Source organism: Methylobacterium sp. NPDC080182 (assembly GCF_050281105.1).
GTDB lineage: Bacteria > Pseudomonadota > Alphaproteobacteria > Rhizobiales > Beijerinckiaceae > Methylobacterium.
The window spans coordinates 122,766-146,797 of record NZ_JBNNWO010000006.1; the positions used below are offsets into that span (position 1 = coordinate 122,766).

Sequence of the window (24,032 nt, forward strand, 5' to 3'; positions counted from 1 at the left end):
CGGTCAATTGACGTCGTCGGCTTGCCCCGCACCGCCCGGGCCGCCCCCAACCTGCGTGTCGCGTGGCGTCCTACCTGCAGGCAGCATCATGAATGCTCACAGATCGAACGTGCTCGGCCGAACTGTGGCGATCTCGTGCCCAACTGAGCCAGTAGGCGCAGCCTCTTCGACGGCGAGGACGATCTATCGGGGCTATCTTTAACTGCCCGGAGACCCGCGACCCCGCTCTCGCGGGCACGGACACCTTCCGACCCGAACACCGCAACCAATTTCGCATGAAGAACAGGGACAACCGAGAGCGTAGCTGTGCGCTTCAATCGACGAATCTACTGCGTTAGATACATCATCGAAATTCGATTTGTCTTAGATGCACGGAAATCGAAGCTGTTCATATCAGGGCCGAAAGTCACTTGTCGCGAGACGGAGCCCATCGCCGGGATCCGTCGGCAAGAATGGCCACTGAGCCCCTATACTACTTTTGGTCATTGCGTACTTCGGAGATTGCTGTAGCCAGTTTATAGGGGTTGGACTCACCCCGCCCAACACTGGTATGTCATGTGCAAGCTTGGCTAGAATGGCCTGGCGCAGCGCGAGGGCGACCATGGCTTTCAGACGAATCGGAACGCTCGTGGCGGTGCTCACTCTAGGCGCGTGCTCCCACGCGCCGCTGATGCCGACTGCCTACAGCGCCTTGCCGCCCCCGACCGCGATGCCTGCGGCAACCGCGTCGACGGGCCCGCTCGTGGGCGCCGCGGCACCGCGTGCTGAGCGCGATATCGATCCGCTCCCCGTCGTCATTCCCGGCACTCTGAAGCTCACGGACGCGCAGATCGGCCAGAACGGTGTGAACCCTCTGGCGGTTCTCGATTCCTCGATGCGCAACCGCATGAGCTGGAAGAGTCTCCGTCCGGAGAATCTGACGAAGCCGCCGATCTATTCCGGCCTGTCCCGCATGTCGAACGGTGCCGGCGTCGGAGAAGCCTCGGCCACACAGAAAGACAACATTCCCGGCTTCGATAAGGATCTCGCCACCAAGAGGATCATGTCGGAGTACAATCGCGAAGCGGCGATGGCGGCGCTCCTGAAGGGCGGACACGCCGCCGCGAAGAGCGTATGCTCAGGATGCTGACGTCGCTCTTCGACGCGGCTCGAGAGTGAACGGCGAGTTCTCCGTATCGACCGGCACGCCTCGGTGCGTTCTCACCCGCCACGCCGGTCCCGACTACGGCCCCCAAGCCGGCGAAGCGGCCATCGCTTTCGCCGTGCGCTCCGTCAGCCGACGCCGCACAGAAGTCCGTTAGCGGACTCCTTCCGGGGAGGATCCCGACGATGCGCCGCACCCATCCTCTCCGCCTTCTTCACACCTGCTGCCAAGCGTCAGTAGCGCGGCGAGAAATTCATCCCCGTCACGACGGTGAAGACCGGTGGCGTGCGGTCAGCAAGCTCGATGCGTGCCGGATCCTGCGAGCGCTCTGTCTGAACTGAGGGACAGAAGACGGTGGAGGGCACCTCGACCGTCGGTGAGAGCACCCGCTCCAGAGGAGTCGGCCTGGTCATCGCGGGCTTCGGGTCCAGCCAAGTTCCGGGCACCACCTGCTGCCCACAATTGCTGACAACCGCTTCATGTATCGTCCCATCGATTGCGGCGGAAACCACACAATTGGCGGGATGGTACACCAACTCGTACTGAAACTTCCTATTCTCGTCGGATTCGGTTTTGAACCGGTTGTCCAAAATCACGGCCGTGTGCGGGCGATCGGTCGTCCCGACAACATAGAGCCGACCGGTGGCGATGGCAGCGACCGTGATATCGGAAGCCGCCGATGCGGGCATGCTGAAGACAAGCGCCAGCACTCCGGAGAGCGTCGCAGTCGAAACCAAGCCGCGCATCCTGCCCTCACCCTTACCCGCAACCTGTTCAGACCCGGCTCGATTGTATCGTCAGCCGTGATCGCGCCCTGAACAGCGGGTCCCACAGCCATTCTACCGAGCAATGGCCGGCGTCCATCACCCGATAGAGGTACTCAGATCTCTCATCCACCGGCATATCGAGCTGGGCGGACCGCATACCAACGCTCGAGCGCCGGCCCACCCGTGGTCGCCGAGCCAGGGCCCTGGGTCCGGGACAGGAGCGTGCACGAACCTGACAGCCGGCGCATCGACGCGATCGCCATCCGATACCGGGAACGTGCCACCTTTCCTGACCAGGGACCTATACGTCCCAGATCTCGAATCGATGGCGCGGCATCGCGCACCGAATCCTGAGAATGCCGCTTGCGCCGTTCCGCTCCGATCGGTGAGCCTTCCGACCGCTCCACAATCCGACGTCGGCGATGACGCGAAAGCCGAGCGACGAAGGATCGTGAACATCTCTACGATACAACACCGAAGAGTCTCAACATAAAATAGATTGCGCCGAACAGCGTTACACTTGCAGCAACCCAGATAAAGACCAGCAACCATCGATCAAAATATGCGACATCGCAGTCGGCGTATTCTGTGGCGCAGGGAACGCAGTATGCGTTGGAGATCTCCACCTTTGCCCCGCACGTTTGGCAGGCACCGACCGAGAGGGAGCGCTCGCTGGCGGTCATCCTGCGCGTGCGCGGCGGCCAGCCAAAGTGCCAGCGCCGAATGGCAGCCCCTGCCTCCGAGAACCTCATACAAGCACTCGCCACTCGATATGGGCAAATGACATCTGATCCCGTTCGGGATCCATCACGTCTGTCAATTTTCAGAATGGTCAATAGCGCTACTTCATAGCGTTAATATTGTCAATCTCGACCTGATGAAGCTCCCGCAACCGGCGCCGCGGCTCCGAGTTCGGTATGCTCCGGACATAACCGGCCTGCGTGCCCGAGAGGTGGGGGGTGAACGGACGCTCAGATGCGCGTTCAGCGTGGCATCACGCTCACCGGAGCTCGGACGGCTGGAGGCCGCGTCGCGGGTCCATCGGCGGATGACGTATCACGACAGGCCGCTCGAGCCCGGCGAACGCTTCACTGTGACGATGCTGCGCTCGGCTCAGAGCCGCTTCGCAGCGGTGGTCCGATCGCGCAGGATCGAGCGCGCGGCCCGGCACCACAGTCGAGTCGGTAGCCAGTACAGCGCTCTCACCGCACCGAGAGCCGCCATGATCGGCACGAACGCGTGCGCCAGCAGATCGAGGATGACGCCAGGCGGCTCATCCGCCTCGATCCGATCGTACCAGATCGGATCCTCGTGGCGGTACGGGTCTCGTTCGGTCATCGCTGGCACCCGCCACAATCCGATCCGGCCCTCATCTGTCGGACCAGCAAAGTGCTGCCCCGAACCGGATCTGGGTGCGCGGTTCGTGCTGCGCCGTCGCGCAGGGCCGGAGCACGCCGCGCCCCGGCGCGGGGCGGCTCGGGGACCACCCGCGCCTCATCGGCTCCCGCGCTGCGCCAGAACCGCGGGAACGGTGCGCAGCATGATGGCGAGATCCCGGTGCAAGGTCCACCGGGTGGCATAGTCCAGATCCAGCGCGACGCGCTCGGCATAGGTCGTGTCGGAGCGGCCCGAGACCTGCCACAGCCCCGTCACGCCCGGCGGCACGGCGAAACAGGTGGGGAATGCCCGCCCGTAGCGGGCGACTTCGGCCGGCACGATCGGGCGCGGACCGACCAAGCTCATCTCGCCGCGCAGCACATTCCAGAGCTGCGGCAGCTCGTCGAGCGAGGTCTTGCGCAGCACGTAGCCGACGGCGGTGACGCGCGGGTCGTCGCTGAGCTTGTGCGTCGCCGCCCACTCGGCCCGGGCCAGAGGATTGGCGGCCAGATGGGCCGCCAGAACAGCGTCGCCATTCGTCACCATGGAGCGGAACTTCAGGCACCCGAAGCGGCGACCGTCCCGGCCCACCCGCATGTGGCGGAAGATCGGCGCCTTGCGATCACCGGCATACACGAGGGCGGCGATCAGGATCAGCAACGGCAGCAAGAGGAAGAGGGCCGTGGCCGCCACCGTGATGTCGAGCCCGCGCTTGGCCGCCCAACCCAACCGCAGGCCGCGCGCCACGAACGGCGCCGTTGGCAGAACGGCCTCCGCGACAGCCTCCGCGGCATCGCCCACTTGGTCCGCCAGCTCGACACCGTACTGCGGCGCACGCAAGGCAGGCTGAAGCGGTGGGCCGACGTCGCGCAGCATGTTCTGGCTCCTCGTGACGGCAGGTGGCCGCCAGGCGCAGCAACGGTTAATCAATTGTTAACGACGGGATATCAAATCATCGCGCCTGTTTCAAGCTTAACCGTACCCTAAATGTCAGTATATTTTCCGCCCAAAAATGCAAGAATAGATTTCGATCCCGCAGGATGAAGCACAGTGGCACCGGGCCTCTGCCTCTCGACCCAGACACGAATCCGCCTCGATGCCGCAATCCAAGCAATGTCACGAGACACCGACCTTGGCCGGATGCTCACCCATCATTGTGCACTGCGTCCGTCCGGCCCGAGGAATGCCGCGCGTTCCCACGGTTGATGGTCGAGAGCTGAGCCACTTGCAGCTCTGTGCTTCTCCCGCGCGCGCGGGCCACCCGTCCGGACCGGGACGCTCGCGCATGGGATCGCGGTGCAATGTCCAGACGTCCCGCCGCAGGCATTCCGGGAGATCGCTGCGGCGGCGATCGCCGGGATGTTGCTGAATGGCGCGACGAAATCAATTTCGCGCCGAGGGCGATCATGACAAGGTGCGGGGCGCGCTCTATGGATGGACTTCCGATACAGTACCTCAGGCGCGGTCAGCGGGATGAGACGCGTGCCGGATCGGTGGCATCGGCCGCCGCGCCGCGACGGACCGTGCGTGCGCGGCCCTATTGCGATGCCGCGGGACTAATCCCTATGGCGGCGGGTTCCGCAGCGTGACCCGGATGGGCGAACTCAGTATCCTGCGGATGGCTAAGCGGCATCCAACGTGCAGGAGCGGCCACAATGCCGGAGCCAGTACGGATTGGGGCCACTCATGATGCATGCGCCGAGAGAGAACAGAGTGCCGGGTGGCGCGGCACGCCGGGTGGTCTGCGCCTGTTCGGCCGACGGGTGGGAGCGCGGAGCCTGATGCGGCCCCGGAGCATACCCGCCAAGTCGACCGGGCCTGCCTGCAACGTCCATCCGCAGCGGATGGCGTGAGACCCGTCGATCCCGTCTGAAAGTCATCAATCCCCGCGGCTCCCGAGGCTCGAACCACACAGGTCCAGCCGAAGGCGCACGTTTCCGATCAAGACTGAGAATAGCGCAATCATGGTCCCTTGCCTGTGGAGCAGCTGCCTGCCAGCGACCGATCGGACATCCACCGGGCGACTCGGTGAGAGCTGCGCGGCGATCGGGGAAGCAGGTTCCGAGCGATGAGAGTCGCGATCGTCCATTACTGGCTCATCGGGATGCGCGGCGGCGAGAAGGTCGTCGAGGCGCTCTGCGACCTCTATCCGGAAGCCGACATCTTCACGCACGCCTACGCCCCGCAATCCATGTCGCCGACCATCAGGGCGCACCGGGTCAGGACCTCGTTCATCGGCCGATTGCCGTTCGCGACCAGCCGATACAAATCCTATCTACCCCTGATGCCGATGGCCCTCGAGCAGCTCGATCTGCGGGGATACGATCTGATCATCAGCAGCGAATCGGGTCCGGCGAAGGGGATCATCCCGCCATCCGACGCGCTTCATATCTGTTACTGTCACTCACCGATGCGGTACGTCTGGAACATGTACCACGATTATCGCGAGCGGACGGGGCTGCTCACGCGCCTGCTGATGCCGCCGGTGGCCCATTACGTGCGCAACTGGGACGCGGTCTCGGCGGGCCGGGTCCACGAGTTCATCGCCAACTCGGACACGGTCGCGCGACGCATCGAGACCTACTATCGACGCCAAGCCAAGGTCATCCATCCGCCCGTGGACACGGCGGCCTTCGAGATCGCTCCGGATGGCCAGCGCGGTGACTACCATCTGATGGTCGGCGAAATGGTTCGCTACAAGCGGCCGGAACTGGCGATCCAGGCTTTCAACCGGTTGGGGCAGCCGCTCGTGGTGATCGGCGGCGGCGAGATGCTGCGTGAACTGCGCAGCATGGCCGGTCCGCACATCAAGATCCTCGGGCCGCAGCCCTTCGAGGTCCTGAAACACCACTACGCACGGTGCCAAGCCCTGATCTTCCCCGGAGAAGAGGATTTCGGCATCGTCCCGGTCGAGGCCATGGCGAGCGGACGGCCGGTCGTCGCGTTCGGCAAGGGTGGTGTCACCGAGACGGTCATCGACGGCGTGACCGGCACCTTCTTCCACGAGCAGTCCGTCGACGCGCTGATCGATGCCGTCCAGCGCTGTCGGGCGATCGGGGTGGAGCCAGAGCGCCTCGTCCGCCGCGCAGCCGACTTCGGTGTCGGCCGCTTCGCGGACGAGATCAGCCGTTTCGTCGACGGGGTCCTCGCGCGCGAGCGCTTGGCGGCCCCTCGTCCTCCGCGTGAGCCGAGCCGCGCCTATCTGGTCCAGTGAGACGGCCCCGCGTCGGCGGCCCCGGCCTCCTCGCCGAACCGCCGAGGTCACGACCGAGGCGGGGGAGGCCCCGGTCTCAGAGGGCGGCGCGCGGCGCCCGCCGGCAGAATCGACTCGACTAAGCGTCCGATGTTCTTGTCGGCATCAGGTGAGCCGCCGCGTTGAGCGTCGAAACACGGGCCGTCGGCTGGTAGTCGAAACCGCCCTGTCGTCCGAACGACTCGATCCCGAAGTCGGCGAGTTGGGCGAGCGCGCGCGACACCCGCTCATGGGCCTGCCCGGTGTAGATGGGATAGGCACAGGGCACCACTTGGCTGCCCTCACAAACCAGATCACCGGCGAAGAGCCCGTTCTTGGCGACATGTGCCCGAAAATCCTGCTCGGCGATCGTCACGGAATCGTTCGCGTGACCAGCGATGACCTCGACTCCAAAATACTCGCGCCCCTCCACCCGACCGTAGAAATCGGAATACATCGTGAGCCGCTTCCAAGCGCCGTCATGCGCGAAGTTGTAGAGGATCGAACAGTCGAAGCCGCGATTCCCGTCGAAGCTGAAATACAGGCTGATCAGCGTTACCGAGGCGAGACCGGGATCCTCTCGGACTCCGCAGAGGGCCAACGCCCGCGCAATGGGGATCGTCGAGATGAGTCGCTGGGCGGTCAAACGGCGGCCACCTGTGCGGACATCGAATTGCGTCCCGCGCCGTGTGATCGATTCGATCCGCTCGCCCAGATGAAAGACCGAACCGCGCTGCCGCAGGGTCCGGGCGGCCACTTCGTAGAGGGCATTGAAGCCTTCGCGGGGTCGCGCCAACTGCCTGTTGGTCGGACCCGGCGCGCGATGCCGGCGGACATAGCGCAACAAGACGCGCGGGCTGGCGTGCTCCTTGATCCAGAGCATCCGCTTCTCGGCAAATTCCAGATCGACCCAGTCGGCCGGAACGCCGAAGAACCGCTTCATGTAGCTCTCGAGGCCGGACCTTCTGAGCAGATAATCACCGATCCAGTAGCGAGCAAACTCCCGCGCATTCCCGATTCTGCGCCGCGCCACGCGCGAGAAAGCGGCCGATAGCACGATCCTGAAGATGCCCCATGGACCGGCCCGGACGATGTCGTCCCGGATCGACAGCGGGTAGGAGGTGACGAAAGCCTGGGGTGTTAGCTTTCCCCACGTCGGCTTGATCGGAACGTAATGTTCCAGCAACTCTGGAAAATACTTCAGCAGCGGCGAATCGTCCTGAAATATTAGACTTCCGATGTCGAATGTATATCCATTGATGGACCGGTCGATATGATTGCCGCCGATATTTTCGAATTCGTCGATGACGGCAATATTTCGACAGCCGAGATCGTGAAGAATTGAAGCCGATACGAGGCCTGTAATACCGGCCCCTAATACGATCGCATCGAAAATCTCGTCTCCCGAGTGCCCATGACAATCGAAGGCTGAAGAAACGGTCATGATTCGCTTTGCATCGGCCACGGCGTCAGGCGATGGAGGACGATGCCGGAGCATGATGGTCGGCCGCGCCGAGCACGATGATCATCGCCGACACTCGAATCAGATCGGAAGTTGCGGATCGATACCATAGGATCAGTTCGGAACCCAGTCATGACTACCGTTAACTGAGCAGAATTTGCAAACACACTATGCGCGCGGACCGAAACATCACCTGACGATCGCACTATGGATCTGTCCCCGTTCTGAACGAGCGGACAGGCGCTCCGCGCCTTGCGGCCGACAGAGGCAGCATTGGCCGCCCTTCAGCAGGGTAAAGTCAACAACGAAAACGACAGATGTCCCATGAGCCATTTGATCAATGGCTTCGAGGCAGTGGATCCACCCAGCATACCTTGAGCGTCCCCCGCGCCCCCGGGCCATTTTCGAGGTCCCTGCACGGCCGTCGCGGCGCGCCGGCGCGGCCCGTGGTTTTGCTCCCGGAGCGGAACACGGAACGGCAGTCCCCGGTGCCGGACGGCAGCAACGCCCAGCCCTCGGTCCGGCCATCGGCCTCCGGGGCCGCCCTCACGTGCCGAGTGATACGTTCTGAGCCGAATGGCGAGCCGGTTCGGCGAGCCGCGACCGTATCGCGACCGCGGCCGGCTCGATCGGAGTTGCGGAGACACCGATACGCCCGACTGGATGACGTGCGGGATAGGCGCAGGCGGTGGCGGCGAAGATGTAGAATATCAAGCCCTGATCGACGGTCGGGCCCGCGATGAGGCTGCCAGGGAGAAGGGACAGGCAGGCGACGCGGCCAGCAGCACGGATGTCGCTCGCGTAGGTCCGCGGCGCTCCGCGCCGAAATCCGAACACCGACGCCAGGAAAAGCACGTAGAAGACGGCTCCCGGAATCCCGACATTCGACAGCACCGCGAGCGGAAAGCTCGATGTGCGATTGGTTCCGAGGCCGACGCCCAGGCCGCTCGAGTCGATGAAGTTCCGCCACGCATAGGCGTTCCAGGCCGAACGCTGAACACCCGAACTCGTCTCGGCTTTGCTCAGGACAAGCGTATCGACGTAATCGTAGACGCGCTCAGCCACGCCGCCGACCGAGAAGGCCAGGAGCACGAGGACGCAGGCGACCAACGGACCCGCGACCACCAGCCAGGCGCTGAAGCGGTCCTGACGACGCGTGCTGCATCGCAGCAACGCGATCGTGTAGAGCATCGGGATCAGCACCGCGGCGCCGACCAGGCCGGTCGAGGATGTCGACAGGATCACGAACAACAGCGAGATCAACGCCAGAGGTCCCGTGACCAAGGGCTTGCGGCCACAGAGCCACAGCATGCCCGTGAACCCGCAACCTCCCAGTGTCATTCCCGCGAAGGCCGACGCCTCCGGCCAAGCCCCGATGATCCGCCGCATACTGCCGACACTCTCCTCATCGTGGAACGTGTACTGAGCGTTGCGAATGAATTGCAGGGCCTCCTGCGTGCCCGTTGCCGCCGTGAGCACGTCGATGATGCCGAAACATATGTTGGCAGCCGCGTAGAGGATGAGCGCTTTCGCGAGCGTCTCAATCCCGTTCTTCGAGGATCCGAAAGCGGTGATGATACTGAAACAGACCAGATCACCGATGAGATAGATCGGCTGCGTGAAATTGCTGGATACTGGTCCCAGGGGAACGACGCCGTCGCTCGTGATCAGGTGTGACGACGTTCCCAGCGGCACGATATAGGTCTGCCCCGCGAAGAGCCGCGGCAGGATGTAGCTGCTCGCCACCCCGTAGAGAGTGAGACAGAGAAGCCAGAAACCCGGTTCAGGCAGGCGGAACGAACTCAGGACCTGTGTCGAGATGTTGCGGTGGAACAGTGTCGCGATCATCAGGAACACGAGGAAGAGATGCGCCGGCTGCACGTTGGCGCCGCCCAGCAGGAGTGCCGCGGCTGAGCCGAGATTGCAGAACACCACGAAGGCGATCACCACCGATTCCCTGCCGAACAGCAGACAGAACAGGCCGATGACGACCGCGATGGCGCCTATTGGTTCGAAGCTCATGTCAGGCTGATCCAGGCATGATCGACGGCGGAGCGGCGGTGGCACTCAGGCGACGCACCGGCACCCCCGGCGGTCGTGCCGGGCCGGGATCGGGCGATCGCGTCGTCTGGTCACCGCCCGGATCGATGCGACGCGCACGCATCGGCCATCTCAGCGATTCGCGCTCTCGGTTGGCCGCAGTGGCGCATCCGAAGCGGCCGGACCGCGGCTCACCGGAGCGCCCGATGATCCGGGCCGCGGCGACGGGGACGGCCGCGTCTCCCCGGCCTTGTCGGCCGGCTGGCGCACGAGCGTCACCCGCACGACGTCGCCGGGCTCGACGACGGCCTCCTCGGAGGCGAGCCATGTGCCCGCCTTCACCCCCTGCTTCCGGGTAATCTCGTAGCGCGCGCTCACGGCTTCTGCCGCGTCGTCGGTGCTGCCGACCATCTGAGACTCGGCATCGGCCGCGAGCCGCTCGGCTGTCCGCGCCTTCTCGTCGATCGAGGCGAGCTTCTGACGGGCATCCGCGGCCTCCGACAGAGCTTCGCGGCGGAACCGGGCCTTGAGGTCGATGATGTCGCGCTCGGCGCGCGTGAGGCTCTGCTGAGCGCGCAGCATGGCGACCTGCACGTCGAGTCGGCTGCTCTCGAACGACGCCTGACTCTGCTCCGCAGCCAGCTTGCGCGGCGCGATCGTGAGTCCCTTCGAGACCAGATCGTTGATCAGGCCGAGCTCACCGCGACTGAGCTCGATCTGGCGGTCCAGCGTTTTAGATTTATTATCGAGCGTGCTCATTTCATTTTGAAAGCTGGCGATCGACTGTTCAATCGACTTGATCTCGGCCTTCAGCGCGTTCCGACGCGTGTCGAACAGGAGTTGCTCACCGCGGACGGCCTGCTCCGCGTAAATCCTGTCCACCGTGCCTTTCAGCTCGCCGCCGAACGCGATCGTCTCCGCGCCGCCGACCTCCGCTTCGAGACGCGCCAGCTTGGCGGCCAAGGCGACCCGCTCCGCGGCCAGATTTCGCAACTCGCCCCGCGTTGTGACCGCGTCGCGCTGGATACTCCGCGGGTCGGTGCCGCGCATCAGTCCCTGAGCCGTGCTGACGGCCTGTAGTACGGTCAGGCCGGGTTGATACTCGTACTTGCCGGGCTGCTGGACCGCACCGATGATGTAGAAGGGACGGTAGGTCGCGACTTCGACCGATGCAGCGGGCTTCTCCGCGAGATCGGCGACCTGTTTCAGAGCGACACCGATGGCGTTCGCGAGATCGATCGGCGTGCCGCCCGCCGCCTTGATCTGGCCGATCAGTGGCATGGACACGGTTCCGTCCGCTGCAACGACGAACTGACCGTTCAGTGCCGTCCACGAGTACGCTTCGCCGGTGTTGCGACGCAAATCATAGACGCGGATCGTCAGATGATCCTGAGGGCCGAGCAGATATCGACCGGCTTCGTCGGCGGCCGCATTCGCGTGCGGGCTGCCGAACAGCAGGACGCACGCCGCCGCAACTAGACGCAGACGCATCAAATTCTCCCCGACCAGAGCCAAATCTTGAGTATAAGTCTGCGCGCTGCGATCGCCCTACGGTATCCGTAGCACAGAATCCCGAGGGCCACATCGAAAGGTAGCAGACGCCGCCAAGTTAGCCAAGATTTAACGACCCGAGGTCTGTCTTGCGGCCGCTGCTCATCCGAGCCTTTGAAGTGAGCGCGGCCAAAATTATACCCTCCGCAATCTCGTGGATCAGCCCCATGGCGGCTGTAAGTTCTGCGTTCTTCGCCGCTGGCCCTCGCGCGACCGGCCTCATGGACGCAGGGTCCGCAGGCGAAAGCCGAGCAGCAGCATGCTCACGCCGTAAGCCGCCGCGCCGCCGAGGATCAGGGCCGCGAGAAGCCCGGCCGAGCCGATATCCAGGCGGCTCAAGGCGGCCCGCAGCGCGAGGACGGCGGCCGCCATCGCCGCGCAGGAGAGGCCAATCTGCCAGAGATTACGGATCTGCCCCGCCACACCGGCACCGACGAGACGCCGCGCGTAGATCGCGCTGATCAGGAAGTGAAACAGGGCCGCGGCAAGGCGCGCGTAGATCATCATCATCACGCCGCCGAGATAGAATCCCAGTGTCATGCTCAAGACCTTCGCCACCGACTCGAGGAGCGTGATCTTGAGCATCACGTTCGGCTCGTCCATCGCGAGGCAGAGCGTTGAGACAGGTTGGTAATAGGCGGTGAACATGACGGCCAGCGACAGCCATCGCAGATAGGGCGCTGCGGAAATCCATTGCGCACCGAGGATGACGCTCACGATCTGGTCGGCGGTCAGTGCGATGCCCACGCCAGCCGGGAGCGCGATGATCATCGTGAGTCGAGCCGCCTTCAGGAAGGCGGCTCGTAAGCGGAGGCGGTCATCGGCCATCGTCGCGAACGCGGCCATGACCGGCCGCATAGCCGGACCGATGACGCTCTGGGTCGGGAGGACGGAGAAATCGCTCGCCACCCCGTAGCGGCCGAGTACGGCCTTGTCGACGTGGTAACCGAGGAACATGCGATCGAACTGCCAACTGAAGGCAGCGAGGATCTGTGAGGATGTGAACCAGCCTGTGAACGCCGAGAAGGCACTCAGCCGCGCCAGGGAGAGCCCCGGTCGGTAAGGCGCCAGCACGTAGGACAGGATGGTCGGCAGGATCGCGGATGCAGCCGGGTTGATCACCAGGGCCCAGTAGCCGGCTCCCAAGTGGAGAGACCCGATCGAGATCAGGGCCGCGGCCACTTTTCCGGAAAAATCCGCGAGAAACGACGCACGGAAGTCGATCTTGCGGAACAGGTGTACCATGGCCGGGCTGTAGAGGCTTCGCGCGATCGGGGCCGAGGCGAGCGCGAGCGTGATGGGGATCAGTCGGACGTCGTCGTAGATGTGGGCGACCGGCCAAGCGGCGGCCATCATCAGAACGGCGATGACCCCGCCCCGGAGAAGGCCCAGCGTGAATGCAGTATCCAGATGCGATTTCTCGATCTTCTGCAGACGCAACAGGGCCTGAACCAGCGGGATCTCGAGGATCATCTCGACGATCGAGATCAGGGACGCGGCGATGGCCGTCAGGCCGAAATCGGCGGGCGACAGGATCCGTGCGAGGACGAGCAGCGTGCCGAGATCGATCGCGCGCGCGGAGATCCGTGCGGCGACACTCCATCCGGCGCCGCGCAGCGTCTTAGAGGCGAGCATGAACGTGTCCCACGGAGGACTGACCGGCGCCACACCGGCCCGGAACGACGTCGTGCCTCGTGGTCACGACATGGATCCGGATCTGAGCAACATGGCGATTCCGATCCTGACACGCTCTGCAAGGCAGTCCTGAACCAGCATCCGGCGGCGGCATCAATCTAGCTAATTTGGTCAGCTTGCGATCGAGCCGCGCCCGCGGTGCGTTGTGGGAGCCGTGTCCGGCTTCCGCGCACCGGGACGCGCATCACCCCGCGATGCCGGCAGCGCGCCGATAGACGGTCAAGGTCTCGTCGGCCACCCGTGCGATCCGCAGGTGATCCAGGTTGATCTGGCTCTTCGCTCTCAAAGCGCCCAGGGCGCCCGGATCGGTCGTGAGCGTGATCAGCGCCTGCGCAAGCTTGTCCGGATCGTTTGCCGGGACCAGAATGCCCGCCCTTCCCCCGTCGAGCAGCTCGGGAATCCCGTCGACGTCGGCGCCGACGATCGCGCAGCCCGCCTCCCGGGCTTCGGAGAGCACGAGCGGTGCCGGATCGGCGTGGGACGGGAGCACGAAGATGTCGGCGCCCAGCATCCAGCGGTACGGATCGTCCCGCGGCCCGGCGAAGGTAATGGCATCCGCGCAGGCCAGCGTGCGCGCGGTCTGCTCGTAGGCGTCCCGGTGAGGACCGCCGCCGACGACGTAGAGCCGCATGGCGCGATTGTGGGGGAACGCCTTGTCGAAGGCCTGCAGCAGATCGGGCAATCCCTTCCGGGGATGCAGGCCTCCGACGAAGACGATGGCGGGATGATCCAGAGCCTGCGGTTCCTCGGACCGACCACGCATGCGGGCTGAGCCGATGGTCCCGTTGAGCACGACGTCGATGCGGGAAGCCGCGATGCCGCGCTTCCGCATCGACGCGGCGACCGCGCCGCTCACAGCGATGACCCTGGTCCCAAGGCCCATGAGGACGGCACCCTTCTCGAACTCATTGTGGACGGTCGTCACGAGGGGAACGCGCAGCAGCTTGCAGGTCGGCCAAGCCAGCACGGCGCTGGTCATCATATGGGCGTGGACGACATCGGGACGCCAACGCCGGAGCACACCGCCACATCCGAGGAACGACGTCAGGATCCGGGCCGGCGTGCGCGCGTGGCTCGCGAAGATCGACTCGACGCCGTTGGACCGGAGCAGCGCATCGAAATCCCCACCCTGACTGGCAATCGCGACCCGGTGTCCGGCCTGCGCCTGTTGGCACGCGAGATCGACGGCCGCGTGGACATGGCCGTTCAGTCGGCGCGTGTGATTCAGCAGATGGAGAATACGCATGACTTACGAGCGCTCGTGTCGGATCCGAGCCCCGGCCTGCGCTGGACTCCATGCAAGCCGCGGCGCCGATTAGGCGGGAGATACGACCCTGGCCGAACAGGAGAGCCGCCACATATTCCGGAGCCATCTAGGTGTAAAAGCGCGACCGGGCGCAACAGAAAAATCCGGCGCATTACTGATTTTCAACAATGCCCCGCACCGATCGTGGCGCGCAGGATCTGTCGGACCGGCCGGCGCTTGGGCGAGAAGCGGAAGGCGAGCAATGCCTGCGCACAGCGAACGGGCGCGAGAAACGTCGCGACGACGAAGAGCGCATTCGCCATTTTCCACTTCAGGGAACGCGGCTCGATCAGGACAGATCTGATCAGGCCCAGGAACGGCCTGCCACCGTACCGGACACCCCGGAGGATCGCCATGCAGAACTTGAGGAACTGAAAATAGTATGTCTGCTCTGGCTCGACGAGGGAGACCCCGGGACGCCAGTCGTGAAGAAGACCGCGCAGATGCCTCAGACGTGACTGGAAACGCTGAAGATCCCGCTCGACGGTGGCCGCCTGCGGGACGCGGCCCAGACCGGAGTCATTGCGGCCATGGACACGGTAGAGCCCGAGACTTTCGGAAAGGCTGACGATCTCGCCCATGAACGGGGCAGCCAACAGGATCACGCCATCGACAGCTTGGTCGTACGCGCATTGATGGAGCAGATCGCAGACATCGCGGCGGAAGACATTCCCGGACGTGGGCGGCGTCTGGTAGACGCCTGAGCGCAGGATGTCGCCGACAGTCCTGTCCTGCCCGCGGAACGCGCCGAGAGCGGGGTATGGGTCCGCCAGGATCGCCCCCGTCGAGTCGACGCATCTCAGACAGAACTGAAGTTTGGCGACAGTCGGATCTAGTTCCGCGAGAATACGGTCGAGAGCACCCGGCAGAAGCTCGTCGTCCGCGTCGAGGAAGAGCAGAAACGGGGCAGAAGTCTTGGCCAATCCGTACAGGCAGGCCGCCCTCTGACCGCCGTTCGGGATCCGGAATGCCGCGACGCCGGACCGCTGGATAATCGACCATGAGTCATCCGTCGATCCATCGTCTATCACGACGATCTCACAAGAATCGTTGTGCTGGTCGACGACACTCTGAATCGCTTTATCGACAAAACTTTCGTAGTTGAAACATGTAATAATGACTGCGAGCTTAGGATCCTTGACCACGACAGACGTCTTTCTCGCTCGTCGCTCCGCGCTCCCGTCTCTCACTGTCTCGAGCGCTCAACAGGATGTTGGCTAGCACGGCATCCCGCCGAGATCCACAATCGATACATGAAGACGCAGTCACAACCCAAGTCTAATTGCCGGACTTATCGCTGACGAGCTCAGCATTTCACGTTGTCTCGATGACAATAGTCAATTCTCCGTGATCGAGAATCGATCGAGGTCCATCCCTTTCCGGCCCGAGCCGGGCTTCCAGGAACGTGTTGAACCCCGGATGAGGCGCGAGATCGAGGTGACATCCAGGCAAGTCGAGCCTGTCGGTCGATCCGTCGCGGCCGACGGCGCCGGCCGCCCTCCCAGCGCGGGCGGTCGTACCTTTGATCCCCCGGACCTACTCCGAACGGCGGTCTTGTTGGGCGCCCCCAAGCTCCACTAAGGCCCCCTTTCCCGGAAATTCCCCCTCGGTCGGGCCGATCAACCCGCCTTTTCGGGGGGTGCGCGGTCGCCTCGTCAATTCTTATGGCCGTAGCAGCACGCCTTCATTGATGTCGGACGGGACAGATTGTTGCTATACTCGTTGGAGGATGGACATCGCGCGCAGCGTGGTGCCGTCACGGCACCGTCATTGCAGAAGGGATCCGCCGGACGCGGCCCGGCGGGCAGGCATCAGGTTCGATCGCCATCGATCGGGAGAGATCTAGCCATCATGCACCTACCCGAGACGGCAGCCCGTATCGTATCCTGCGACGTCTTCGACACGCTGCTCCTGCGCGATCACCGGTCCGAGCGCTGCCGCTTCCACGAGATCGCGGCCGTCGCGTCGCAGCTGCTCGCGGCGGAGCACGGCGTGGCGCGCCGTCCGGGCGCGATCTACGCCGCGCGCCTGGAGGTGCAGCGAGCGGCCTACCGGGCGCTCGACTTGGCCAATCCCTCGGGCGACGTGCGCTTCTCCGACATGCTCGCGGCCATGACGCGCGTCCTCGGCCTCGATGATCGGGCCGCGGATATTCTGTATCGGGCCGAGATCACGGTCGAACGCGCTCAGTTGCGCGCGAACACCCGGCTGATGACGTGGCTGAGGGGCCGGGCGCGGGCCGGAGGCAGGATCATCGCGGTGAGCGATACGTACCACCGCGGCGAGACGATCGCGCATCTGCTGAACGCGCTGGCTCCCGACCATCCCATCGCGCGCATCTACACCAGTGCCGACCACGACGCGACCAAGCGGACACGGGCGCTCTTCGATGTCGTTCTCCGGAGCGAGAAAGTGCCCCCGGCCGAGATCCTCCACCTCGGCGACGACACGCTGGCGGACGTGACGATGGCCGCCGCCGCGGGCCTGAGGACGGCACAACTGCTCCGGCCGCGCCACGTGGTGCTGCGTCGCCGCCTCGATGCCGTCCGCGCTCGCGTGATGCACCGGCACTGGATCGGTGCCGCCCGCAGCGGGGCCAGGAGGATCGGGCCGTGAGCGCGACCGACGCCGCACGCGGCCCCGCGGGCGACGACGCGGTCGCGTTCGGCCAGCGCGTGCTGGGCCCGATCCTCGCCGAGTTCTGCCTGCGCCTCTGGCTCGCGGAACGCTTCCTCGCGCCGGACAGGACCGTCCTCCTGTTCTGCGCCCGGGGTGGCCTGCGCCTGCAACTCGTCTACGAGCGCTTCCTCCAGCGAACCGGCTTGCCACAGAACCTCCCGCGCGCGGCCCTGATGGTCTCGCGCCTCGTGGCCGCCCGCACCGCCTTCGATCCGCCGAGCCCCGGCATGCTCTCCGAACTCGGTCGGGAGTTCAGCGGCCGGTCGATGGCGGAGATCGCGGCGGCGCTGGCGCAACGCGACGATCTGGCCCTTCCGGCGTCCTGGGATGAGCCCTTCGAGGAGGGGGCTTTCACCGCGCTGCTGTCCGGCAACCAGCCCGGCGTGGCCCGCCTTCACGCCGCGGTCGCCCAACAGGATGCCCGCTTCCGCACGCATCTCGAGGCCTGCGCCGGCCCGGCGCGCCACTGCGTGCTGGTCGATACCGGGCTCTACGGCAGCACGGTCCGCATGCTTCAGGAGGGCCTGCCGGAGCGGACGTGGTCAGGGCTCCAGCTCGCCCGCTGCAACTACAAGCGCCTCGCCACACCGCATTTCCGCCGCACGTTCGGCCTGAGTGTCGAGAGCGACTGGTACAAGCCCTGGGACGCGCGCACGTCGGTGCTGCGCTTCTGGCACCTGATCGAGGCCTGCCTGGAACCGGACCTGCCGAGCGTCCGCACCTTCGCCCAGGCCGTCCCGGGATCGCCGCCGCGGGCCAATCTTCAGGACGACGGCTGGGAGGCGCGGATCGCATCGACGCGGCCGGACCTCTTCACCGGCGTTCTGGCCCACATCGACGATCTTCGCTCCGAGAGCGTCGCGGCGATCCCGGACGACGCGGCGCGGGGTTGGGCGGCCCTGAAGAAGGCAATCATCTGGCCGGATGACCGGACCGTCTCGACCTTGAGTCTCGGCGGCAGATCCCGCGATTTCGGACGCGTCGAGCTGAGCGCGCAGTACGCCACACCGCGGCCGGCCCGACCCGCGCAGCAGATCCGCGACAGTCTCTGGCGCGAGGGCGCGCTTCTCCGCTTCTTCCCGCGGGCCGGCCGGTTCCTGCTTCCCATGATCGAGGCCGTCTACGCCGGTCGCGCCCTTCGAAGGGAGGCCACGTCCCGTCTCGTCCGCCGCCGCGAGCCCGCGCCCGAGGCGCGCGCGGAGCCGCCCCTGTGGCGCCGGCAGGCCTCTGGCGCGAACTGAGGTCTCTCCGTGTCGTCGAATGCAGCGTTCGGGCCTCGGCTACTGAACTTGGATTTTCCTGTCGAGAATCAGAATGCTGCCTATAAAATAATTAGCGTCCCGGATTTTTGCCTCTATTACGTACGCGAATTCTGCGCACGCGCGGGGTCATGCGCGATCCCGGTTCCTGGGATCGCGGGTCCGACCGCGCCGCTCACGCGAAAGGTGGAACACTCTTGTTCTCGTATTCGATCCGCGAATCGGGGCTCCGACAGGAGTAGAGCGACAGCATGACGGCAGTCGGATCGTTCGGAATCAACGGTCGGTTCCTCACCCAGCCGATGACCGGGGTTCAGCGCTACGCGATGAACGTCACCCGGGCGCTGAGCGCGGCCCTGACCGCTCGTGGCGAGAGCGCCCCCTTGCTGTCCGTGCCGGATGCGGAGGATCCCCGTCTCGCAGGCACGCCGCTCCGCACCGTCGGACCGGCGGGTGGGCATGCCTGGGAGCAATTCGTCCTGCCGCGCGCCTGGTCCGGCCGATTGCTCAACCTCTGCAACACCGCCCCCGCGCTGAAGGCCGATCAGGTCGTCTGCATCCACGACGCGAACGTGTTCAACGCGCCGGAGAGCTACAGCGCGTCGTTCCGGACCTTCTACAGGACGCTCCAGCCGCTTCTGGCGCGCCGTGCCGCGCGGATCGCCACCGTCTCGAGCTTCTCGGCCGGACAGATCGCCAACCATCTCTCGGTGAGAGCCTCCGACATCGTCGTGCTCCCGAACGGGCACGAGCACGTGCACGCCTGGGATCCGCGACAGGCCGTCCGGGCGCCGGCGGCCCTGGACCGGGACGCCGACGGCCTGGAGCGCCCCTTCGTGCTGGCCCTCGGGTCCCGCGCCCGCCACAAGAACCTCGATCTGCTGCTCAAACTGGCGCCCGCCTTGGGCGAACTCGGGCTCGACCTCGTGGTGGCGGGCGGCCAGGCGACCATCTACGCCGCCGAGGACCTGCGGCGCGGCGAGAATGTCCGCCACCTCGGCTTCGTCACCGACCACGACCTCGCCTACCTGATGGAGCGCGCCCTGTGCCTGGCCTTCCCCTCCCTCACGGAGGGATTCGGGCTTCCGGCGCTGGAGGCGATGGCACGCGGCTGCCCCGTCGTCTCGACCGACCGCGCGAGTTTGCCGGAGATCTGCGGGTCGGCGGCCCTGCTCGCTCCGCCGGACCGGCCGGAACGCTGGCTCGACCAGATCCGCGCCCTGGCCGCGAGCCCGGACCTGCGATCGGACCTGATCGGCCGCGGTCGCGATCAGGCCGCCCTCTTCTCGTGGGAGGCTTCGGCGCAGGGCTACCTCGATCTCATGCGGGCGCCGAAGGTGCGGCCGACCGCGCGCCCCGCCGCGCGCCCTGCCGCGCGATCCGCGGCACCGCCATCTCCGCCCAGCATCGCCGTCGCCATCGCGACGCTGGGCCGTCCCGAGGTGGTGACCGGCACGCTGCGGCGGATCCTGGATCGGCAGACCCTGAAGCCCGCCGCCATCCTGATCTCCTGCGTCACCCCGGACGATGCCGGCGAGGCGGCCGCGTGGCCCGGCGTGACGGTGGTCACGGGGCGTCCCGGCCTCGCCACTCAGAGAAATGCCGCCCTCGCCGCGCTGCCGGAGGCGATCGATATCGTGGTCTTCTTCGACGATGACTTCGTCCCCGAGGCCGGCTGGCTCGCGGCAGCCGCGCAGCGCTTCGAAGACGAGCCGGACATCGTCGGCCTGACGGGCGACGTCGTCGCGGACGGCATCAAGGGGCCCGGACTGCGCTTCACCGAGGTCGACCGGATGCTCGCCGCGCTGGCTCCGGTCGAGCCGGCGGCGCCCGTCGAGGCCTTCAGCCCGTACGGCTGCAACATGGCGTTCCGTCGCTCGGCCATCGGCACGCTGCGCTTCGACGAGCGGCTCGTCCTGTACGGCTGGCTCGAGGACCGCGATTTCGGCGCGGCCCTGGCGGCCCGAGGCGGCCGGCTCGTCAAATGCATGGAGGCCCGCGGCGTCCATATGGGCGTGAAAGGCGGCCGCATCTCCGGCGATCGGCTCGGCTATTCGCAGATTGTCAACCCGCTATACATGCTGCGCAAGGGTACGATGACCCTGTCTCAAGTCTTCGGCCAGATTACCCGCAACGTTCTCAGCAACGTGACGCGCTTCGCGGCCCCCGAGCCGTTCATCGACCGGCGCGGCCGGCTGCGCGGCAATCTGCGCGGCGCCGCGGACGTGCTCCTGGGACGGCTGGAGCCCGAGCGGGCCCTGAAGATCCGACGGAAAGTGTGAGATGAACATCCACAACACCAACCGGATCCCGCCGGACCAGTCCCAATCGGTCTCCCATTTTCCGGAGACGACCTCCATCGGCGTGCAGGACGGCCCGCTGGCCGTCATCTCGGCGGCCCTCAAGGCGGCCCGCCGGCACAAACTGGCGGTGGCCGTCTGGGTGGTCTTCTGCATCGGCTGCGCGGCGCTCTACACGGTGACCGCGACCCCCTTCTACACGGCGACCGCTGTGCTGCTGCTCGAGCCGCGGCGCCCGGTGGGCTCGGGCTCCTCCGATGGCGCCCTGATGCCGAGCCTCGATGTGGGCCGGGCCGAGAGTGAGCTCCAGGTCCTCCGCTCGGAACGGCTGCTGGCGAACGTGTTCAACAGTCTCCAGCTGGCGAACAATCCGGAATTCGGTCCTCCGGAAGCCGAGAGCCCGAAGGAGCCGGGCCCGGGCGCGTCCGAATTGTCGGGGCTGCGGACCGCCCCGCCGTCGACGGCAGCCATCCTGCAGCAGAGGAAGTTCGAGAACTTCGCCGAGCGGTTCACCGTCAGGCGGGTCGGACAGTCGTACGTAGTCGAGGTCTCGTACACGTCCAGAGACCCGAACCTGGCGCGGCGCGTCGCGAACGCGGCCGTCTCGGCCTATCTCCTGCAATCCATCGCTGCCAAGGCCGATGCGGCCAAGAACGGCGCCGAGTTCCTCCAGGGTCGCGTCAATGCCCTCGCCTCCCAGGCGCGGTCCGCCGCGGCGGCCGTCACCGAGGGCACGCTGCCGGACGCGCCGACGCCCGATGCCGACGCGCGGGTGATCGGCGCGGCGCTGCAGCCCCTCAAACCCTCGGCCCCGCGGAAGACCCTGATCCTCGGCCTCGGCGCGATGATCGGCCTCGTCGGCGGCTTCCTGGCCGTGGCGCTGCTGCAGGCCTTCGACCGCCGGATCCGGACGCCGCAGGATCTCGTCCAGAGGGCCGGCATCCCCTGCCTCGCCGTGATGCCCGAGGTCCTGCGCAAGACGGCCGAGGGGCGCCGCGAGACCGTGGATCTGCGCAACGTCAACGCGCCGTGGTTCCTCAACGTCAAATTCTCAACGGGCGTCCGCGACCTTCGGACGTCGATCCAGCTGGCCCTCTCCGCGCGCGGCCACGATTCCGACTGTGTCATCGCCCTGGTCGGCTGCACCCCGCGCACCGGCACGACCCTGATCGGCCTGAGCTTGGCGCGCCTGCTGCAGGAAGGTGGCCGGACCGCCCGGCTGATCGACACGAATATCCACGGCGCCGGAACCTTCTTCCTGACCCCGGACTCCAAGGCCGGGGTCGGCGCGAGTCTCGCCGACCTGATCATCAATCCGAGCCATCTGGCCCTCGCCAAGTTCGTGGATTTCGGGGGCGTCTCGGTCCTGCCGTCGCGGTCGCCGTACACGGCGGTCGGCACCGGCATCTCCCTCAGCTCCTCGGTCTTCCAGAGCGTCATCGACCAGATGCGCCGGGGGGGCTACGTCATCCTCGACCTGCCGCCGCTCTCCGTCTCGGCCGAGTCCCGGGTCTCGGCCCGTCGAGCGGATGTCGTGGTGATCGTTGCCGAGGCCGGGCGGACGACCGTCGACGAGCTGTCGGACGCGGTGAACGGCCTGATCGGTGCCGGCGCGAACGTGATCGGCGCCGTCCTCAATCGCGCGTGAGTCGGACTCCGGCATCGTCGACGGGCCCGCGCCCGGATCGCCGGAGCTTCGAACGGAAGGAGTTGGTTGGGATGGCGGCCGGAGATCGTGAGAAGGTCCAGATCCTCTATCTACAGCCGGGGTCTTCCGTCTTCGCCGGCATCGAGCGAGTGGTCGACACGATCGGCGGGGAACTCGCGCAGAAGTGCGGCACCGAGTTCGCCGTCGACGTGCTGCGAGTCACGCAGCACGCGAACTACCCGGCGGAACCGCGGCCTTACAGAAGCGTCTTCCGGCCGGTCACATCGCGCCTGCACCTCCTGCGGATCTTCAGGGATGTCAGCAAAGGAGGCCGCTACGATCTGGTCATCGTCCCGCAGATCGAGCCGACCGTCATCTTCTGGCTCGCCCGGTTGGGCATCCCGCAGCGGATCACGATGCACCTGCACGGCAACCCGCGGCGCGAATCCGCCAGCCTGAAATCGAAGGTCAAGTTCTTCCTCCTGAAGCATTACATCCTCCCGCGGATCGCTTCCGTTTTCGGCACGTCGCCGCGGCAGCTCCGGGCGTTCGAGGCCGATTTCAACTGCAGACGGCCAATGTACTGGGTTCCCAACCCGGTCAGGCACTTCGAAGCGTCGGACGCCGACATCCGGCCCGACCCCGCCGTCATCACCTTCGTGAATGTCGGACGCTACGCCTTCCAGAAGGGTCAGGACCTTCTGGTGCGCGCGTTCGCGCGATTGTACGAGCGGCGCAGGAACGTGCGGCTCAACTTGGTCGGCCACGGATCCGACAAAGCGGCGCTGGCGGACCAGATTCAGGCGCTCGGCCTGTCCGAGGTCGTCCGGCTCGTCCACTACCCGGACAACCCGCAACGGGCGCTCTTCGCGAGTGATGTCTTCGTCGCGACGTCTCGATGGGAGGGCTGGTCGCTGGCGATCTGCGAAGCCCTCCGGTGCGGACTGCCCGTCATATCCACCGATTGCGAATTCGGCCCCAGCGACATCCTGGTCGACCGACGTCTCGGGCGCCTGATCCCACCCGACGACGAGGAGGCGCTCATAGAATCCATGGAGTATTACTGCGACAATATAATCCTGGAGAGATCGTTTTCGGAATTCAGGAAGCTTCACATCGACCAGTACAGTGCCGAGAGGATCGTGCACATTCACGCCGACGCGATCCGGCAATCGGCATGCTGAACCTCGGCCAGCCCCCGGTCGCGCAGCGGCCCGGCCCATCCTCCACCTCGACCCTAGAGCGCTCTCCGCCGAAGTGGATACCGGTTCGGCGTGAGAGAGCGCGTCAAGACAAAGGTTTAGAGCCGTGCCCGATTGCAACGCGATCGGGCACGGCTCTAAGTCGTCGCGCGCGCCGCGGAAGCAGCATCGACGCGGCGGCCCGCCGAGCGCGTCAGGGTTCGCAGCCGCGATGCGCCGGCCGGCCGGTACGGGGCGATAGGCGCGCGTCGCACGGGAGAGCCGCACCACCGGCCGACAACGTCCGGACCGCGCCGCGGAGCGTCATGGATCGCCGTCCTCACGACCGCGCGCAACCGTCGCGCCCGCTCGTCGACGGATCTATCGCTGG

Annotated in this window: 16 protein-coding genes; 7 read left to right on the forward strand and 9 right to left on the reverse strand. The window is 65.8% G+C overall.

The genetic code is table 11. The annotated features are described in order from the left end of the window. Positions 1-628 precede the first annotated feature (628 nt). Entirely contained in the window at positions 629-1,129 is a 501-nt protein-coding gene (locus tag ACQKQD_RS12785) for a hypothetical protein (RefSeq protein WP_427508533.1), read from the forward strand. A 248-nt stretch (positions 1,130-1,377) separates the two neighbouring features. On the opposite strand, the gene ACQKQD_RS12790 is transcribed toward ACQKQD_RS12785, so the two are convergent. From ACQKQD_RS12790 to ACQKQD_RS12800, 3 genes are all read right to left on the reverse strand, one after another. After that, on the reverse strand, positions 1,378-1,890 hold the full coding sequence (locus ACQKQD_RS12790; protein WP_026604632.1) for a hypothetical protein: 513 nt from the start codon (positions 1,888-1,890) through the stop codon (positions 1,378-1,380). Between the two features lie 1,134 nt (positions 1,891-3,024). Further along, a complete protein-coding gene (locus tag ACQKQD_RS12795) occupies positions 3,025-3,249 on the reverse strand; it encodes a hypothetical protein (RefSeq protein WP_091979601.1) in 225 nt (74 codons plus the stop codon). 156 nt (positions 3,250-3,405) lie between these two features. Next, positions 3,406-4,164: a sugar transferase gene (locus ACQKQD_RS12800; RefSeq protein WP_020091236.1), complete on the reverse strand. Its 759-nt coding sequence runs from the start codon at positions 4,162-4,164 to the stop codon at positions 3,406-3,408. 1,192 nt (positions 4,165-5,356) lie between these two features. Here ACQKQD_RS12800 and ACQKQD_RS12805 point away from each other — a divergent pair. Next, entirely contained in the window at positions 5,357-6,502 is a 1,146-nt protein-coding gene (locus ACQKQD_RS12805) for a glycosyltransferase (RefSeq protein WP_020091237.1), read from the forward strand. A gap of 118 nt (positions 6,503-6,620) precedes the next feature. Here ACQKQD_RS12805 and ACQKQD_RS12810 read toward each other — a convergent pair whose 3' ends face one another. From ACQKQD_RS12810 to ACQKQD_RS12835, 6 genes are all read right to left on the reverse strand, one after another. Further along, positions 6,621-7,964 (reverse strand): FAD-dependent oxidoreductase, encoded by a 1,344-nt coding sequence (locus ACQKQD_RS12810; protein WP_026604634.1) that lies wholly within the window; start codon positions 7,962-7,964, stop codon positions 6,621-6,623. Positions 7,965-8,528: 564 nt separating this feature from the next. Then, positions 8,529-10,004, reverse strand: coding sequence for an O-antigen ligase family protein (locus ACQKQD_RS12815; protein ID WP_427508534.1), 1,476 nt, complete (start codon positions 10,002-10,004; stop codon positions 8,529-8,531). Positions 10,005-10,154: 150 nt separating this feature from the next. Further along, a complete protein-coding gene (locus ACQKQD_RS12820; protein ID WP_091675635.1) occupies positions 10,155-11,513 on the reverse strand; it encodes a polysaccharide biosynthesis/export family protein in 1,359 nt (452 codons plus the stop codon). 279 nt (positions 11,514-11,792) lie between these two features. Then, on the reverse strand, positions 11,793-13,208 hold the full coding sequence (locus ACQKQD_RS12825) for a lipopolysaccharide biosynthesis protein (RefSeq protein WP_427508535.1): 1,416 nt from the start codon (positions 13,206-13,208) through the stop codon (positions 11,793-11,795). A gap of 244 nt (positions 13,209-13,452) precedes the next feature. Further along, complete coding sequence (locus ACQKQD_RS12830; RefSeq protein ID WP_427508536.1) at positions 13,453-14,514, reverse strand: glycosyltransferase family 4 protein; 1,062 nt, start codon at positions 14,512-14,514, stop codon at positions 13,453-13,455. 182 nt (positions 14,515-14,696) lie between these two features. Then, positions 14,697-15,719 carry a glycosyltransferase family 2 protein gene (locus ACQKQD_RS12835; RefSeq protein ID WP_020091244.1) on the reverse strand — a complete coding sequence of 341 codons (1,023 nt, stop codon included), beginning with the start codon at positions 15,717-15,719 and terminating at the stop codon, positions 14,697-14,699. 562 nt (positions 15,720-16,281) lie between these two features. Here ACQKQD_RS12835 and ACQKQD_RS12840 point away from each other — a divergent pair. The 5 genes from ACQKQD_RS12840 (at position 16,282) to ACQKQD_RS12860 (ending at position 23,644) form a co-directional block, all read left to right on the forward strand. Then, positions 16,282-17,190 (forward strand): HAD family hydrolase, encoded by a 909-nt coding sequence (locus ACQKQD_RS12840; RefSeq protein WP_427508537.1) that lies wholly within the window; start codon positions 16,282-16,284, stop codon positions 17,188-17,190. Beyond that, positions 17,187-18,494: a glycosyl transferase gene (locus ACQKQD_RS12845; RefSeq protein ID WP_026604637.1), complete on the forward strand. Its 1,308-nt coding sequence runs from the start codon at positions 17,187-17,189 to the stop codon at positions 18,492-18,494. Before ACQKQD_RS12840 ends, ACQKQD_RS12845 begins: the two co-directional genes overlap by 4 nt. Before the next feature lie 269 nt (positions 18,495-18,763). Then, positions 18,764-20,794, forward strand: coding sequence for a glycosyltransferase (locus tag ACQKQD_RS12850; protein ID WP_205833888.1), 2,031 nt, complete (start codon positions 18,764-18,766; stop codon positions 20,792-20,794). 1 nt (position 20,795) lies between these two features. After that, on the forward strand, positions 20,796-22,460 hold the full coding sequence (locus tag ACQKQD_RS12855) for a Wzz/FepE/Etk N-terminal domain-containing protein (RefSeq protein WP_427508538.1): 1,665 nt from the start codon (positions 20,796-20,798) through the stop codon (positions 22,458-22,460). A gap of 71 nt (positions 22,461-22,531) precedes the next feature. Continuing rightward, entirely contained in the window at positions 22,532-23,644 is a 1,113-nt protein-coding gene (locus ACQKQD_RS12860) for a glycosyltransferase (protein WP_056524834.1), read from the forward strand. Positions 23,645-24,032 lie beyond the last annotated feature (388 nt).

Bases quoted from the DNA above. Each gene is read 5' to 3' on its own strand.
- ACQKQD_RS12825 (WP_427508535.1), bottom strand. From the start codon at position 13,208: ATGCTCGCCTCTAAGACGCTGCGCGGCGCCGGATGGAGTGTCGCCGCA.
- ACQKQD_RS12800 (WP_020091236.1), bottom strand. From the start codon at position 4,164: ATGCTGCGCGACGTCGGCCCACCGCTTCAGCCTGCCTTGCGTGCGCCG.
- ACQKQD_RS12815 (WP_427508534.1), bottom strand. From the start codon at position 10,004: ATGAGCTTCGAACCAATAGGCGCCATCGCGGTCGTCATCGGCCTGTTC.
- ACQKQD_RS12795 (WP_091979601.1), bottom strand. From the start codon at position 3,249: ATGACCGAACGAGACCCGTACCGCCACGAGGATCCGATCTGGTACGAT.
- ACQKQD_RS12790 (WP_026604632.1), bottom strand. From the start codon at position 1,890: ATGCGCGGCTTGGTTTCGACTGCGACGCTCTCCGGAGTGCTGGCGCTT.
- ACQKQD_RS12850 (WP_205833888.1), top strand. From the start codon at position 18,764: ATGACGGCAGTCGGATCGTTCGGAATCAACGGTCGGTTCCTCACCCAG.
- ACQKQD_RS12805 (WP_020091237.1), top strand. From the start codon at position 5,357: ATGAGAGTCGCGATCGTCCATTACTGGCTCATCGGGATGCGCGGCGGC.
- ACQKQD_RS12830 (WP_427508536.1), bottom strand. From the start codon at position 14,514: ATGCGTATTCTCCATCTGCTGAATCACACGCGCCGACTGAACGGCCAT.
- ACQKQD_RS12810 (WP_026604634.1), bottom strand. From the start codon at position 7,964: ATGACCGTTTCTTCAGCCTTCGATTGTCATGGGCACTCGGGAGACGAG.
- ACQKQD_RS12820 (WP_091675635.1), bottom strand. From the start codon at position 11,513: ATGCGTCTGCGTCTAGTTGCGGCGGCGTGCGTCCTGCTGTTCGGCAGC.
- ACQKQD_RS12855 (WP_427508538.1), top strand. From the start codon at position 20,796: ATGAACATCCACAACACCAACCGGATCCCGCCGGACCAGTCCCAATCG.
- ACQKQD_RS12860 (WP_056524834.1), top strand. From the start codon at position 22,532: ATGGCGGCCGGAGATCGTGAGAAGGTCCAGATCCTCTATCTACAGCCG.